This window comes from Rugamonas rivuli (assembly GCF_009380165.1).
Lineage (GTDB): Bacteria > Pseudomonadota > Gammaproteobacteria > Burkholderiales > Burkholderiaceae_D > Rugamonas > Rugamonas rivuli.
Genome location: NZ_WHUF01000001.1, coordinates 253480 through 266973 on the forward strand (window position 1 = coordinate 253480; position 13494 = coordinate 266973).

The following is a 13494-nucleotide window of genomic DNA, read 5'->3' on the forward strand; positions in this document are numbered from 1 at the left end:
CTAGGGAAGCAGCAGCGAGTGCTGGCTGGCAGTGTGGAAGTCGCGCCAGACGCGGTTGATGGTGCTGTCCTCGTGTGCCGCGTACAGGCCGCAGTAGGGATACAGCTCGTCGACCGCCGCGCGCGCGGCCGCCACCAGCGCCAGTGAGCTGGCCTGCACGGCGTGCATGGCGTCAGCGTCGAGCGGCGTGCCGCCAACCACCTGCGCCCAGCTGTGGTCCAGCACCGCGTAGAAATGCAGGCGGGCGGCGGCCAGCGCGCTTTGCTTCGCGTGAAGCAGCGCGGCCACTTCCGGCACCTCCAGCAGCGGCAAGTCTTGCGCCGCGTGCCGGCGGCGGCGCATGCAGGGCTCGGCCAGCCGCACGAAATGGCCGGCCATGCCCACGATATTGGCTGCCAGAGTGACGAAGGCCAGCGAGTAAAACGGAAAACGGTACAGCGGCCCGTCCGCCGTCGCCGCATCGGGGCGGATGGCGAAGCCGTACTGCTCGCTCACCCAGGCACCGTCGATGCGGTAGCTGTGCGAAGCGCTGGCGCGCATGCCGATGCTGCCCCACGACGGCACGATCTGCACCTGCTCGGCCGGCACCAGGAAGGCGCGGATACGCGGTGCGCCGCGTTCGTCCAGCAGCGGCTGGCCATTGGCGCGCAGCACGGCGTTCAGGGTGAAATGGGTGGCCATCGGGGCGCCGCTGGCGTAGTCCCAGCGGCCGGTGATGCGGAACCCTGCGGCTTCCCCATCGCCTTCCTGCTCGGCATAGCCGGTCGGGGCGCCGCTGCCGCCCAGGCAGACGCGCTTGCCGCCGATGATGTCGCGCGCCAGCGCCGGCGGCAGAAAGCCGGCGAACCAGCCGGCGCCCGCGCACAAGGTCAATACCCAGCCCATGCTGCCGTCGACGGCGGCCACGGCTTCCTCCAGGCGGACCGCCTGCGGCAACGGCAGCTCGGCGCCGCCGCTGGCGCGCGGGGCCAGCATTTTGAGCCAGCCGCGCCGGTGCAGCAGGGCTTGCTGGATCGGGTGCAGGAAGCGGGCGGTGTCCGCCATGGCGGCGTAGCGTTCGATGCGGCGCGCGTCGCGCGCGAGGAGATGAGGTGTCATGCCCGTATTTTCGCATTATCGGCCGTCAAGCGGGGACAGCCATTCCATTTCCGTATGTTTGCCGCGAGAAAAATGATTGGTATCGACGGCGCGGGCGTCGTAGCATGGTGGCGCGCAATCTCCCACTTTATGAAAGACTGATGATGTCAGCAATCAAACTCGCGATCGTCGGCGTCGGCAAGATCGTCCACGACCAGCACCTGCCAGCCATCGCGGCCAACGCCGATTTCGAACTGGTGGCTTCGGCCAGCCGGCACCACACCGTGGCCGGCCTGCCGGGCTACACCTCCATCGAGGCCATGCTGGGGGCGGTGCCGGAGATCGACGCCGTGTCGCTCTGCATGCCGCCGCAGTACCGCTACCAGGCCGCGCAGGTGGCGCTGGCGGCCGGCAAGCACGTGTTCCTGGAAAAGCCGCCGGGCGCGACGCTGTCGGAAGTGGCCGACCTGGAGGCGCTGGCCGCCGCCCGGGGCGTGACGCTGTTCACCAGCTGGCATTCGCGCTACGCGCCGGCGGTGCAGCCGGCCAAGGCCTACCTGGCCGCCCACGCGCCGACCGCCATGCAGGTCAGCTGGAAGGAAGACGTGCGCCAGTGGCACCCGAACCAGGAGTGGATCTGGCAGGCCGGCGGCCTGGGCGTGTTCGATCCCGGCATCAACGCGCTGTCCATCGTCACCGAAATCCTGCAGTCGCGGATCTTTCTGACCCGCGCCACGCTGGAGTTCCCGGAAAACCGCGACGCGCCGATCGCGGCCGAGCTGCATTTCCAGGACGCCGCCGGCATGCCGGTGCACGCCCAGTTCGACTGGCGCCAGACCGGCCCCCAAAGCTGGGACATCGTGGTCCAGACCGCCGACGGCGAACTCAAGCTGAGCAATGGCGGCGCGCGCCTGTGGGTGCACGGTGTCGAGCAGCCGCTGGAGAAGGAGGCCGAGTACCCGTCGCTGTACCGCCGCTTCGCCGAACTGGTGCGCGCCGGCCGCGCCGAGGTGGACGTGGCGCCGCTGCGCCATGTGGCCGACGCCTTCATGCTGGGCCGGCGCAAGGTGGTGGACGCCTTCCACGACTGACCGCCCGCCACCGGCACACGCACATGCACCGTAGCGCGGTTGCGGAAATACTTGATCTGGATCAAATACTTCCGGGCCGCCCGCCAACCATAATCAAGTCCATCTGCTACCGAGGAGGACTTGTGAAGAATGCACAGTTGAAAGTAGTCCCGGCGGCGCCGACACCGGCCCCGGCACCGGAGAGCGCGCCGCGCGCCAACGCGCTCGACCTGTACCTGCAAAGCCGGATTGCACGCCTGACCGGCGGCGTCTCGCCGATTGCGATGTCGCTGGCGTTCCAGGACTGGTGGCAGCACCTGGCCGTCTCGCCGGGCACTTGCAGCGAGCTGGCGGCGCAGTGCCTCGGCGGGCTGGCCGCGCCGGCGTCGGCCGAAACCGGCGGCGATAGCCGCTTCGACAGCTTCGCCTGGCGGCTATGGCCGTTTTCGCAGTACGTGCAGGGCTTCAAGCTGGCCGAGCGCTTCTGGACCCAGGCCACCACCGGCGTGCGCGGCGTGGCGCCGCACCACGCCGAGGTGGTGGCGTTCACCGCGCGCCAGTTGCTGGACATGTGCTCGCCGTCGAATTTCCTTTGGACCAATCCGGAAGTGCTGCGGGCCGCGGCCGCCAGCGGCGGGCGCAGCCTGGCCAATGGCGCGCTCAACTGGCGGCGCGACCTGTGCCGCCGCCTGGCGCCGCCCGGCATGGCGGTGCCGGAACCGGTCGGCCCCAACTACGTGCCGGGGCAGGATGTGGCGGTTACGCCGGGCGAGGTCATCTACAGCAACGAGTTGATGGAGCTGATCCAGTACGCGCCGCAGACCGCGCAGGTCTACCGCGAGCCGGTGCTGATCGTGCCGTCGTGGATCATGAAGTACTACATCCTCGACCTGTCTCCGCACAATTCGCTGGTGCGCCATCTGGTGCAGCAGGGCCACACGGTGCTGATGCTGTCCTGGCGCAATCCGGACCGGCACGACCGCGACATGGGCATGGAAGACTATCTGCAACGCGGCGTGTTCGCCGCGCTGGAACAGGCGGACCGGCTGGGCGGCGGCGAGGCGGTGCACGCGGTGGGCTACTGCCTGGGCGGCACGCTGCTGGCGATTGCCGCCGCCGCACTCGATTCCGGCGAACATGGCCGGCCGGGCAAGCTGGCCTCGGTCTCGCTGCTGGCGGCGCAGACCGATTTCAGCGAGCCGGGCGAACTGGGCCTGTTCATCGACCACAGCGAACTGGCGCTGCTCGACGCGCTGATGTGGGACCAGGGCTACCTGGATGGCGACCAGATGGCGGCCTCGTTCCAGCTCTTGCACGCGCGCGATCTGGTGTGGTCGCGCATGATGCGCGAGTACCTGCTGGGCGAGCGCACCGCGCCGAACGATCTGATGTCCTGGAACGCCGACAGCACGCGGCTGCCGTTCCGCATGCACAGCGAATACCTGCACGGCCTGTTCCTGCGCAACGACCTAGCCGAGGGCCGCTACCGGGTGCAGGGCAAGCCGGTGGCGCTGGCCGACATCCGCACGCCGCTGTTCGTCGTCGCCACCGAGCGCGACCATGTGTCGCCGTGGCGCTCGGTGTACAAGATCCATTTGCTCAGCTGCGCGGCCATCGATTTCGTGCTGGCCTCGGGCGGGCACAATGCCGGCATCGTTTCCGAGCCCGGCCACGCCGGCCGCAGCTACCGCAGCCGTCCGGCCAGCGGATCCGGCTACAACAGCCCGGACGAATGGCTGGCCGGCGCCGACCGCAGCGAGGGTTCGTGGTGGCCGCACTGGCAGCAATGGCTGGTGCGCCACTCGGCGCGGCAGCGGGTGGCGCCGCCGGCCATGGGCCTGGGACGGGTGCTGGGTCCGGCTCCAGGACATTTCGTGCTGGAGTGTTGACGGGCTGCGGCCCTCAGTGCGCGATCAGCACCGGCAGCGACGCCTCGCGCAGCACGCCGCGGGTGGCGCCGCCCACCAGCGTCTCGTGCAGGCGGCGGTGGCCGTAGCCGCCCATCACCAGCAGGTCGCAGCCCCGCTCCGCCGCCGCGCATAACAGCGCCGGGCCGGTGTCGGCCTTGGTGAACTCGCGCATCACGTCCACCCGCAGGCCGTGGCGGGCCGGATCGCTGCCGGGATTGAGTACCAGCAGCGTGATGCGCTCGGCCAGCCGCAGCAGCGGCAGGGCGTCGCTGAAGGCGCGCGCCGCCCGTGTGCCGCCGTCCCAGGCCAGCAACGCATGGCGGGTTAGCGTGGGCGCGGGGGCGCCGGCCGCGCTGACGGAGTTCGGCACCAGCAGCAGCGGCCGCCCGCTGTGCAGCAGCAGTTCCGGCGGCAGTGGACGGCTGACACCGAACTGGATCTCGTCGGGATCGGTCTGGCTCAGCACCAGCAGGTCCGCATAGCGCGCATGCAGCAGCAGCGCGCTCTCGGCGTCGTCCTCCTGCAGGCTGCTGGACCATGTGCCGAAGCCCGCCGCCGTCACGTCGCGTTCGAAGGCGGCCAGCGCGCGGGCGGCTTGCCGGCGCAGGTGGTCCAGCGCATACGGCGGCAGCGGCCACGCGCCGCGCGCGTCGTCCCAGTCGGCATAGCGGGAAAGGCCGGTAGCCGCCACGCCCGTCAGATGGGCGCCGGTGGCCTGGGCCAGTTGGATGGCCAGCGCATGGCGGGCGCTGGCGTGGCGCGACTGGTCGCAATGGACGGCTATGGTCTGGTAGCTCATCGCCGTGCCTCAGTGCGACATCAGTACGGGCAGCGTCATCGATTCGAGCAGCGTGCGGGTGACGCCGCCCAGCACCATTTCGCGCCAGCGCAGGTGGCCGTAGGCGCCCATCACCAGCAGGTCGGCGCCGAGGTCGGCCGACAGCGACAGCAGGGCCTCGCCGACATTCATACTCTCCGGCTTGGGCTGCTGCAAGACCTCGACCTTGACGCCGTGGCGCGCCAGGAACAGCGCGATGTCCGCGCCCGGCTCGGCGCCATGCACGCCGTACTGGCGTTTTGGGTCAAACACCACCAGCGTCACGCGGGCGCTGCGGCGCAGCAGCGGCAGCGCGTCGGTGACGGCGCGGGTGGCGGCGCGGCTGCCGTCCCAGGCCACCAGCGCGTGGCGGTCGATATGCGGATAGGTGCCGGCGTAGGGCACGACCAGCACCGGCCGGCCGCCGTACAGCGCCAGGTAGGCCGCCAGGCCAGGCCCCAGCAGCAGGCCTTCCTCGCCCGGCTCGCTTTGGCTCAGCACCACCAGGTCGGCGTAGCGCGCTTGCAGCAGCAGGCCGTCCTGGGCCGTGTCGTCGCTGATGCGGCGCTCGTGGCGGACGTCGGCCGCGCGGGCCTGGGCTTCGAAGCGGTCCAGCGCCTGTTCGGCGCTGCGGGTCAGCTCGTCGATCTGGTCCTGCGGCACCATGCCCGCGTACATCATGGCGCTGCTGCGGTAGTACTCGGAGAGGACGCCGGTGGCCGCCGCGCCGATCAGGTGGGCGTCCTGCCCGGCGGCGAGGCGGGCGGCCACGGCGACGCGCTCGGTGACGGTGTCCGAGCTGTCGACGTGGACGAGGATGGATTTGTAGGACATGGCGTACTCCTGGTCTGGTGAAAAACTCAGGCTAACAAACGCTATCCGCAAAATATATGATGTGGATCAAAATTCCGCGACTACGCCATATCCTTCAGCGCTTCAGGCGCCTTCCGCTCCGGAGCGCAGGCCGCCGCCCAAGGCCTTGTACAGCGCCACCGCGTTGCCGAACTCGTTGCGGCGCAATTCCAGCAGGTTTTGCTGGGCGGCGTACAGCAGGCGCTGCGCGTCCAGCAGTTCCAGCCGGCTGTCCTGGCCCGCATCGTAGCGCAGGCGGGACAGCGCCAGGCGCCGCTCGGCGCTTTGCACCACGCGCGACTGCGCTTCGATCTGGCGGCCGTAGGTGGCCCGGCCCGCCAGGCCGTCCGCCACTTCGCGGAAGGCGGTCTGCACCGCTTTTTCATACTCGACCACGGCGGCGGACTTGCGCACCTCGGCCAGCCTCAGCTCCGAATGCAGCTTGCCGTGGTTGAACAGCGGCTGCGTGATCTGCGGCGCGAACGACCACACGCGCTGGCCGCTGTCGAACATGCCGGACAGCGAAGGACTGGCATAGCCCAGGTTGGCCGTCAGCGAAATCTGCGGGAAGAAGGCGGCCTTCGCCGCGCCGATGTCGGCGTTGGCCGCCACCAGCCCCTGTTCGGCCTGGCCGATGTCGGGACGGCGCGACAGCAGGTCGGACGGCAGGCCGGCCGGCAATTGCACCAGCACCGGCTGCTTGTCCAGCGCCACGCCTTTCGGCAAACCGGCGGGCGCGTGCACGCCGGTCAGCAGGTCGAGCGCGTTGCCGGCCAGCGCCACGGCGCGCAGCCGTGCCTCGCGGTCGGCCTGGGCGGTGGCGACCTGGCCCTCCGCTTCGGCCACGTCGAGACCGCTGCGCTGGCGCGCGGCCTTCAGTTGCTGCGCCAGCTCCAGCGAACGCTGCCAGTCGGCCAGCGTGCTTTCCGTCAGCAGCAACTGCTCCTCGGCCAGGCGTTGCGCGAAATAGGCGTCGGCCACCGCGCCGACCAGCGCGATCTGCGCGGCGCGGCGGCTGGCGTCGCTGGCCACGTAGCGCGCGAACGCCGCCTCGGACAGCGCGGCCACGCGGCCAAACAGGTCGATCTCGAAGGCGCTGATGCTCAGGCCGGCGGACTTCTGGCTGCTCACCGACGCCGCCGTTCCTTCGCCGGCCGGACTGCGTTGCCGGGTCAGGCCGGCGTTGGCGGTCAGCGTCGGCAGGCGGGCGCTGTCCTGGATGTCGAACTGCGCGCGCACGGCCTGGACGTTGAGCAGGGCCAGCCGCAGATCGCGGTTGTTCTTCAACGCCAGGTCGATCAGCGATTGCAGGCGCGGATCGCCGAACATGGTTTTCCAGCCGAGGTCGGCGCCTGTGCCGGCTTCTGGCGGGCTGTTTGCGAGTCCGCCGAAACTGGCCGGCACCGGCGGCAGCGGTTTTTCCAGCACCGGCGTCAGCGAGCAGGCGCCCAGCAGCAGGGCCAGCGCTAGCGCGGCCGGCGCCTTGGTTGCGATACGAGGTTTGCTCATCATGCTTGTTTCTCCACAAGGTCGGCCGCCGGCTGGCGCTTGGTGCCGAACCGTTCAACCAGACCTACGACAACGACATAAAATACCGGCACAAAGAAGATCGCCAGAATGGTGGCGCTGACCATGCCGCCGAACACGCCGGTGCCGATCGCGTGCTGCGTCTCCGAGCTGGCGCCGCCGGCCAGCATCAGCGGCAGCACGCCGAGCGCGAAGGCCAGCGAGGTCATCAGGATGGGACGCAGACGCAGGCGGGCCGCCTCGATGGCAGATTCAACCAGTCCCTTGCCTTGCTGGTGCAGCTGGCGCGCGAACTCGATGATCAGGATCGCGTTCTTGGCCGACAGGCCGATCACGGTAATCATGCCGACCTTGAAGAACACGTCGTTCGGCATGCCGCGCATCATCACGGCGGCCACGCAGCCGCTCAGGCCCAGCGGCACCACCAGCATCACCGACACCGGTATCGCCCAGCTTTCGTACAAGGCCGCCAGCACCAGGAACACCACCAGCATCGACAGCGCCATCAGCATCGGCGCTTGCGCAGCAGACTGCTTCTCCTGCAGCGACACGCCGGCCCATTCGACCGCGTAGCCGGGCGGCAGTTGCTTGGCCAGGCGTTCCATTTCCGCCATGGCCTCGCCGCTGGACGCGCCGGGCGCCGCGCTGCCGCTGATGCGTGCAGTCGGATAGCCCTGGTAGCGCACCATTTGCAGCGGCGTGTCGCGCCATTGCGGCGTCACCACTTCGCTCAGACGCACCATGCCGCCGGCGGCGTTGCGCACATGCAGGCGCAGCACGTCGTCCAGCTGCATGCGGGCGTTGGCGTCGGCCTGGATGATCACTTGCTGCATGCGGCCACGGTTGGGGAAGTCGTTCACGTACTGCGAACCCATGGCCACCGACAGCGTATCGCTGATGCTGGTGAAGCTCACGCCCAGCGCTTCCGCTTTCTGGCGGTCGATGTCGAGGCGGATACTGGTGCCGTTGGGCAGGCCTTCCGGGTAAGCGCCCGCGACCAGCTTGCTGTGCGCGGCCAGGCCCAGCAGCTTGTCCTGCGCGGCCTTCAGCGCGGCTTCGCCTTGCGCGGCGCGGTCCACCAGGCGCAGCGAGAAGCCCGACGAGTTGCCGAGGTCATCGATGGCCGGCGGCATCACGCTCATTACCATGCCCTCGTTGGTCTGCGACATGGCGGCCTGGGCCAGCGCCACTTCTTCCTGCACGGTGGCGCCGTTGCGCTTGTCCCAGTCCTTCAGCATGGTGAAGGCGATGGCCGCGTTCGGGCCGCTGCCGGTAAAGCTCCAGCCCAGGATGGACTGGTTGTTGGCGATGCCGTTGCGCGACGTCAGGTGGTCCTCGTACTGCTTGACGACGTCGAGCGTGCGTTCGGTGCTGGCGTCGGACGGCAGCTGGATCGAGGTGATGAAGTAGCCCTGGTCTTCCTCCGGCAGGAAGGAAGCCGGCAGCACGCGGAAGGCGAACACCAGCATGCCGACCAGCACGGCGAACACCAGCATCACGCGGCCGGAGCGCTTGATCACGCGCGCCACGCCGCTTTCGTAGCGCAGGTTCATGCGGTCGAACTGGCGGTTGAACCAGCCGAAGAAGCCGGTCTTCTGATGGTGGACAGGATCGACCGGCTTGAGCAGCGTGGCGCACAGGGCCGGCGTCAAGGTCAGCGCCAGGAAGGCGGAGAACAGGATGGACACCGCCATCGACAGCGTGAACTGGCGATAGATGGCGCCCACCGAACCGCTGGCCAGCGCCATCGGAATGAACACCGCCGTCAGCACCAGTGTAATGCCGATGACCGCGCCGGTGATCTCGCGCATGGCCTTGGAGGTGGCGGCCTTGGGCGACAAACCCTCGGTCGCCATCAAACGCTCGACGTTCTCGACCACGACGATGGCGTCGTCGACGATGATGCCGATGGCCAGTACCATGCCGAACATGGTCAGCACGTTGACCGAGAAGCCGAGCAGCAGCATGATGGCGAACGTGCCCAGCAGCGCGATCGGCGCGACGATGGCCGGGATCAGCGTGTAGCGTATTTTTTGCAGGAACAGGTACATCACCAGGAACACCAGCACCATCGCCTCGATCAGCGTGTGGATCACCTTCTCGATGGAGATCTTGACGAAGGGTGCGGTGTCGAACGGCACCGAGTAGGCGATGCCGGACGGCAGCGTCTTGCTCAGCTCATGCATGCGCGCGCGCACGGCGTCGGCGGTCTTGACCGCGTTGGCGCCGGGCGACAGCTTGACGGCGGCGCCGGTGGCGGCACGGCCGTTCTCGCGGGTGGCGCTGGCGTAGTTCTGTGCGCCCAGTTCGACGCGGGCGACGTCGCCCATGACGACCTTGGAACCGTCCAGGTTGGCACGCAGCACGATGGCGGCGAATTCTTCCGGCGTCTGCAACTGGCCCTGCACGGTCAGCGGGATCGAGACGCGCTGGCCCGCCAGCGCCGGCGTGTCGCCGACGCGGCCCGGGGCGATCTGCGCGTTCTGCTGCGCCACCGCCGTGCTGAGGTCGCTCATGGTCAGTTTGTAGGATAGCAGCTTGGCCGGATCGACCCAGATACGCATGGCTTTCTCGGCGCCGAACAGCTGCACCTGGCCCACGCCGGGTATGCGGCGCAGTTCCTCGACGATGTTGCGCGCCATGTAGTCGCTGAGGTCGATCTCGTCATACTTGCCGTTGCTGGCGCTGAGGCCGACGATCATCAGGAAGCCGGAGCCGGCCGATTCGACCGACAGGCCGTTCTGGCGCACCGCCTGCGGCAGGCGCGGTTCGACCGACTTCAGGCGGTTCTGCACGTCCACCTGGGCCAGCTCGGGATTGGTGCCGGGCTTGAAGGTGGCGGTGATCTGCGCCGAGCCGGAAGTGTCGGCCGACGATTCGAAGTACAGCAGGTTCTTGACGCTGGACAGGTCGCGTTCGATCAGGCTGACCACCGCGTCGTTCATGGTCTGCGGCGTCGCGCCCGGGTAGCTGGCCGAGATGGTGACGCTAGGCGGCGCCACCGACGGATAGCGTTCCACCGGCAATTGCGGAATCGCGATCAGCCCGAACAGGACGATGAAGATGGCGATCACCCAACCGAAGATCGGGCGGTCGATGAAAAATTGAGGCATGGGGAAATCCTTGCAGTATTAACGTTGCGCCGACGGCGCGGCCACCTTGGCCAGGGCTGCGCTTGCGCTCTTCCATGGCGAGATGTCGAGCTTGGTGTCCGGCTGGATGCGGTCCAGTCCCTCGACCGCCACGCGTTCGCCGCTCTTCAGGCCTTGCGTGATCAGGTAGCTGTGGCCGACCAGGCCGCCCAGCTTGACCTCGCGCAGCGCAGCCTTGCCGGCGGCGTCCACCACCCAGACGCGAGTGGAGCCCGCATGCAGCACGGCCTGCTGCGGCACGAGGATGCCGTCGGCATCGGCCATGCGCCCGATGCGGGCGCGCACGAACATGCCGGGCAGCAGCTGGCGGTCCGGGTTGGGCACCAGGATGCGCAGTACCATGTCGCCGGTGCCGGTGTCGACGTTGATGCCGGAGAACAGGATGCGCGCCTCCAGGCCGTAGCTGTTGCCGTTGCCGTCCAGGATGGTGGCCTTGGGCGGATGGGCGGCGTCGCCGCGCAGCGTGCGCAGCATCGACGCCGGCTGGCGCACGTCCACATACACCTGGTCGATCTGCTGCACGCGCGCCATCGGCGTGGCGTCGGTCTGCGCCACCAGTGCGCCTTCGGTCACTAGCTCCTCGCCGATGCGGCCGGAGATCGGCGCCGTCACTGTGGCGTAGCCGACATCGAGGCGGCGCCGCGCCAGCGTGGCCTTGGCCTGGGCCACTTCGGCCTGGGCCTGGTCGCGCTGGGAGACCGCGTCGTCATAGCTTTGCTGGCTGACGGCGTCGGCCTGCACCAGCGGACGGATGCGTTCTGCCTGAAGCTTGGCGCGCACCAGCGCCGCCTCGGCGCGTTGCAGCGCGGCGGCGGCGGTATCGGCATCGGCCTGGAACGGCGCGGTGTGGATCTGGAACAGCGGCGTGCCGGCCTTGACCTCGGCGCCTTGCTCGAACAAGCGGCGCTGGACGATGCCGCCCACCTGCGGCCGGATCTCCGCCGTGCGGAAGGCAGTGACGCGGCCGGGCAAGTCCTCGGCCAGTTCCACCGGGCCGGCGGACACGGTCATCGCCGTCACCTTGGCCGGCGGCGGTGCTTCCTCGGGCGGCGCCTGGTGGCAGGCCGCCAGGGTCAGAAGGGTGAGCCCGGACAGCAATGCCGGCAGGGCCTTGAGTTTGTTGTTCTTGATTTGCATAACGAGTCGTCCAAAGTGTTTTCCCTCCACGAGGGAATGCAGGCTAGCGACTTTAATGGCGCAACGTGATCTATCCATTGAGGAAATATGGAGATATGATGGAGAACGTTACTTTTTTTCAATGAATCCATGCTCAATCCCCATTCCCCGGTTTCCGCAGGCGCTGCGGGCAGCCCGCTGGTGCTGATCGCCGAGGACGAATCCGAAATCGCCCAAATCCTGCAAGCCTACCTGGCACGCGACGGCCTGCGCACCGTGCACGCGGCCGACGGCCGAATCGCGCTGGACCTGCACCTGTCGCTCAAGCCCGACCTGGTGCTGCTGGACGTGCAAATGCCGCGCGTGGACGGCTGGAAAGTGCTGGCCGAACTGCGCCAGCGCGGCGACACCCCCGTCATCATGCTGACTGCGCACGACCAGGACATCGACAAGCTGATGGGCCTGCGCATCGGCGCCGACGACTACGTGGTCAAGCCCTTCAATCCGGCCGAGGTGGCCGCGAGGGTAGGCGCCGTGTTGCGCCGCGCCGCCGCCCGCAACGCGCCGCCGGCGGCCGGCCTGCTGCGCTGCGGGCCGCTGGAAATCGATCTGGAAACCTATCAGGCCAGCGCCGAAGCGGCCGGCCAGCGCACGCCGCTGAACCTGACGCTGACCGAGTTCCGCCTGCTGACCCACATGGCGCGCGCGCCCAAGCGGGTGTTTACGCGGGCCGAGCTGCTGGTCGCCTGTCTGCCCGAAGGCAATGCGCTGGAACGCACGGTGGACAGCCATGTCAGCAAGCTGCGCAAGAAGCTTGAGGATTGCGGCATGAACGGTGTGCTGACCAGCCTGCGCGGCGTCGGCTACCGGCTGGAGGATGCGGAATGATGCGCGGCCCCGGCCTGAACCGGCAGATCACGCTGGCCATGCTGGCGGTGTCGCTGGGCATGACGCTGGTGGTGCTGCTGGGTTCCTACGTGTTCTATGCGCTGGTGATCGAGTACCGGCCGGAACTGCTGTCCGGGCCGAGCGACATGATCCCGACCAGCACGGAATGGGTCTGGATGGCGTCGGTGACGATCGTTGCGCTGGTGTTCGCGGTGTGGGCGTCGGCGCGGCTGGCGCGGCGCATCCTGGCGCCGCTGAATTCGGTGGCCGACAGCGTGCGCCGCGTCGCGCATGGCGACCTGGCCGCGCGCGCCGTGGCGGGCGACCGTTCGCTGGGCGAGACAGCCTTGCTGGTCGACGACTTCAACGCCATGGCCGAACGCTTGCAGCGCATGGAGCGGGAAATGGTGACGTGGAACGCCGCCATCGCGCATGAACTGCGCACGCCGGTGACGATCTTGCGCGGCCGCCTGCAAGGGCTGGCCGAGGGCGTGTTCCAGCCCGATGAAAAACAATTCCGCGGCTTGCTGCATCAGGTGGAAGGCCTGTCGCGCCTGATCGACGACCTGCGCATGTTGAGCATGTTCGACAGCGGCCACCTGAAGCTGGAGCTGGCCGACTGCGACCTGGCCGGCTGCATCCGCGACGTGGCGCACCTGCTGGCGCCGGAGCTGGAACGTTCGGGCTATCGGCTGGCGCTGGACCTGGCCGAGGGCCGCATTTGCTGCGATGCCGCGCGCATGCGGCAAATCCTGCTGGCCTTGCTGGACAACGCGGGCCGCTATGCCGACCCGGGCGTGATCAGCATCCGCACACGGGTGCTGGGCGCGCAGTATCTGTTGCAAGTGGAGGATGCCGGTCCCGGCATCGATGAAGAGCTGGAAGGCAAGCTGTTCCTGGCCTTCCATCGCGGTGAGCATGCACGTGCCGGTGCGGTGGGTGGCAGCGGGTTGGGATTGGCGGTGGTGCGCGCCATCGCCGAGGCGCATGGCGGCGTGGCGTCCTACCGGCGCGGCGAGCACGGCGGCGCGATGTTCGAGATCGCGTGGCCGATGCCGATGCCTGGCCCGGCCGTGGTCAGCTAG

Annotated in this window: 10 protein-coding genes; 4 read left to right on the plus strand and 6 right to left on the minus strand. The window is 68.7% G+C overall.

The genetic code is table 11. The annotated features are described in order from the left end of the window. Positions 1-1098, minus strand: a complete 1098-nt coding sequence (locus tag GEV01_RS01185; protein WP_152800920.1) for an acyl-CoA dehydrogenase family protein — start codon at positions 1096-1098, stop codon at positions 1-3. A gap of 140 nt (positions 1099-1238) precedes the next feature. On the opposite strand from GEV01_RS01185, the gene GEV01_RS01190 reads away from it, so the two are divergent. After that, a complete protein-coding gene (locus GEV01_RS01190; protein ID WP_268878348.1) occupies positions 1239-2168 on the plus strand; it encodes a Gfo/Idh/MocA family protein in 930 nt (309 codons plus the stop codon). A 122-nt stretch (positions 2169-2290) separates the two neighbouring features. After that, positions 2291-4036, plus strand: a complete 1746-nt coding sequence (locus tag GEV01_RS01195; protein ID WP_328595406.1) for a PHA/PHB synthase family protein — start codon at positions 2291-2293, stop codon at positions 4034-4036. A gap of 13 nt (positions 4037-4049) precedes the next feature. On the opposite strand, the gene GEV01_RS01200 is transcribed toward GEV01_RS01195, so the two are convergent. From GEV01_RS01200 to GEV01_RS01220, 5 genes are all read right to left on the minus strand, one after another. Beyond that, positions 4050-4856 carry a universal stress protein gene (locus GEV01_RS01200; RefSeq protein WP_152800922.1) on the minus strand — a complete coding sequence of 269 codons (807 nt, stop codon included), beginning with the start codon at positions 4854-4856 and terminating at the stop codon, positions 4050-4052. Between the two features lie 9 nt (positions 4857-4865). Next, positions 4866-5708 (minus strand): universal stress protein, encoded by an 843-nt coding sequence (locus tag GEV01_RS01205; RefSeq protein WP_152800924.1) that lies wholly within the window; start codon positions 5706-5708, stop codon positions 4866-4868. 102 nt (positions 5709-5810) lie between these two features. Continuing rightward, a complete protein-coding gene (locus GEV01_RS01210) occupies positions 5811-7238 on the minus strand; it encodes an efflux transporter outer membrane subunit (RefSeq protein ID WP_152800926.1) in 1428 nt (475 codons plus the stop codon). Beyond that, positions 7235-10366 (minus strand): efflux RND transporter permease subunit, encoded by a 3132-nt coding sequence (locus GEV01_RS01215; protein ID WP_152800928.1) that lies wholly within the window; start codon positions 10364-10366, stop codon positions 7235-7237. Before GEV01_RS01215 ends, GEV01_RS01210 begins: the two co-directional genes overlap by 4 nt. Before the next feature lie 18 nt (positions 10367-10384). Further along, a complete protein-coding gene (locus GEV01_RS01220) occupies positions 10385-11542 on the minus strand; it encodes an efflux RND transporter periplasmic adaptor subunit (RefSeq protein WP_152800930.1) in 1158 nt (385 codons plus the stop codon). Between the two features lie 129 nt (positions 11543-11671). Here GEV01_RS01220 and GEV01_RS01225 point away from each other — a divergent pair, with 129 nt between their 5' ends. Together GEV01_RS01225 and GEV01_RS01230 are read left to right on the plus strand one after the other, a co-directional pair. Further along, positions 11672-12409, plus strand: coding sequence for a response regulator (locus GEV01_RS01225; protein ID WP_152800932.1), 738 nt, complete (start codon positions 11672-11674; stop codon positions 12407-12409). Continuing rightward, positions 12409-13494 (plus strand): ATP-binding protein, encoded by a 1086-nt coding sequence (locus tag GEV01_RS01230; protein WP_175022931.1) that lies wholly within the window; start codon positions 12409-12411, stop codon positions 13492-13494. Before GEV01_RS01225 ends, GEV01_RS01230 begins: the two co-directional genes overlap by 1 nt.

Coding starts and splice junctions, on each gene's coding strand:
- GEV01_RS01185 (WP_152800920.1), bottom strand. CDS start 1,098: ATGACACCTCATCTCCTCGCGCGCGACGCGCGCCGCATCGAACGCTAC.
- GEV01_RS01190 (WP_268878348.1), top strand. CDS start 1,239: ATGATGTCAGCAATCAAACTCGCGATCGTCGGCGTCGGCAAGATCGTC.
- GEV01_RS01200 (WP_152800922.1), bottom strand. CDS start 4,856: ATGAGCTACCAGACCATAGCCGTCCATTGCGACCAGTCGCGCCACGCC.
- GEV01_RS01205 (WP_152800924.1), bottom strand. CDS start 5,708: ATGTCCTACAAATCCATCCTCGTCCACGTCGACAGCTCGGACACCGTC.
- GEV01_RS01210 (WP_152800926.1), bottom strand. CDS start 7,238: ATGATGAGCAAACCTCGTATCGCAACCAAGGCGCCGGCCGCGCTAGCG.
- GEV01_RS01215 (WP_152800928.1), bottom strand. CDS start 10,366: ATGCCTCAATTTTTCATCGACCGCCCGATCTTCGGTTGGGTGATCGCC.
- GEV01_RS01220 (WP_152800930.1), bottom strand. CDS start 11,542: ATGCAAATCAAGAACAACAAACTCAAGGCCCTGCCGGCATTGCTGTCC.
- GEV01_RS01225 (WP_152800932.1), top strand. CDS start 11,672: ATGCTCAATCCCCATTCCCCGGTTTCCGCAGGCGCTGCGGGCAGCCCG.
- GEV01_RS01230 (WP_175022931.1), top strand. CDS start 12,409: ATGCGCGGCCCCGGCCTGAACCGGCAGATCACGCTGGCCATGCTGGCG.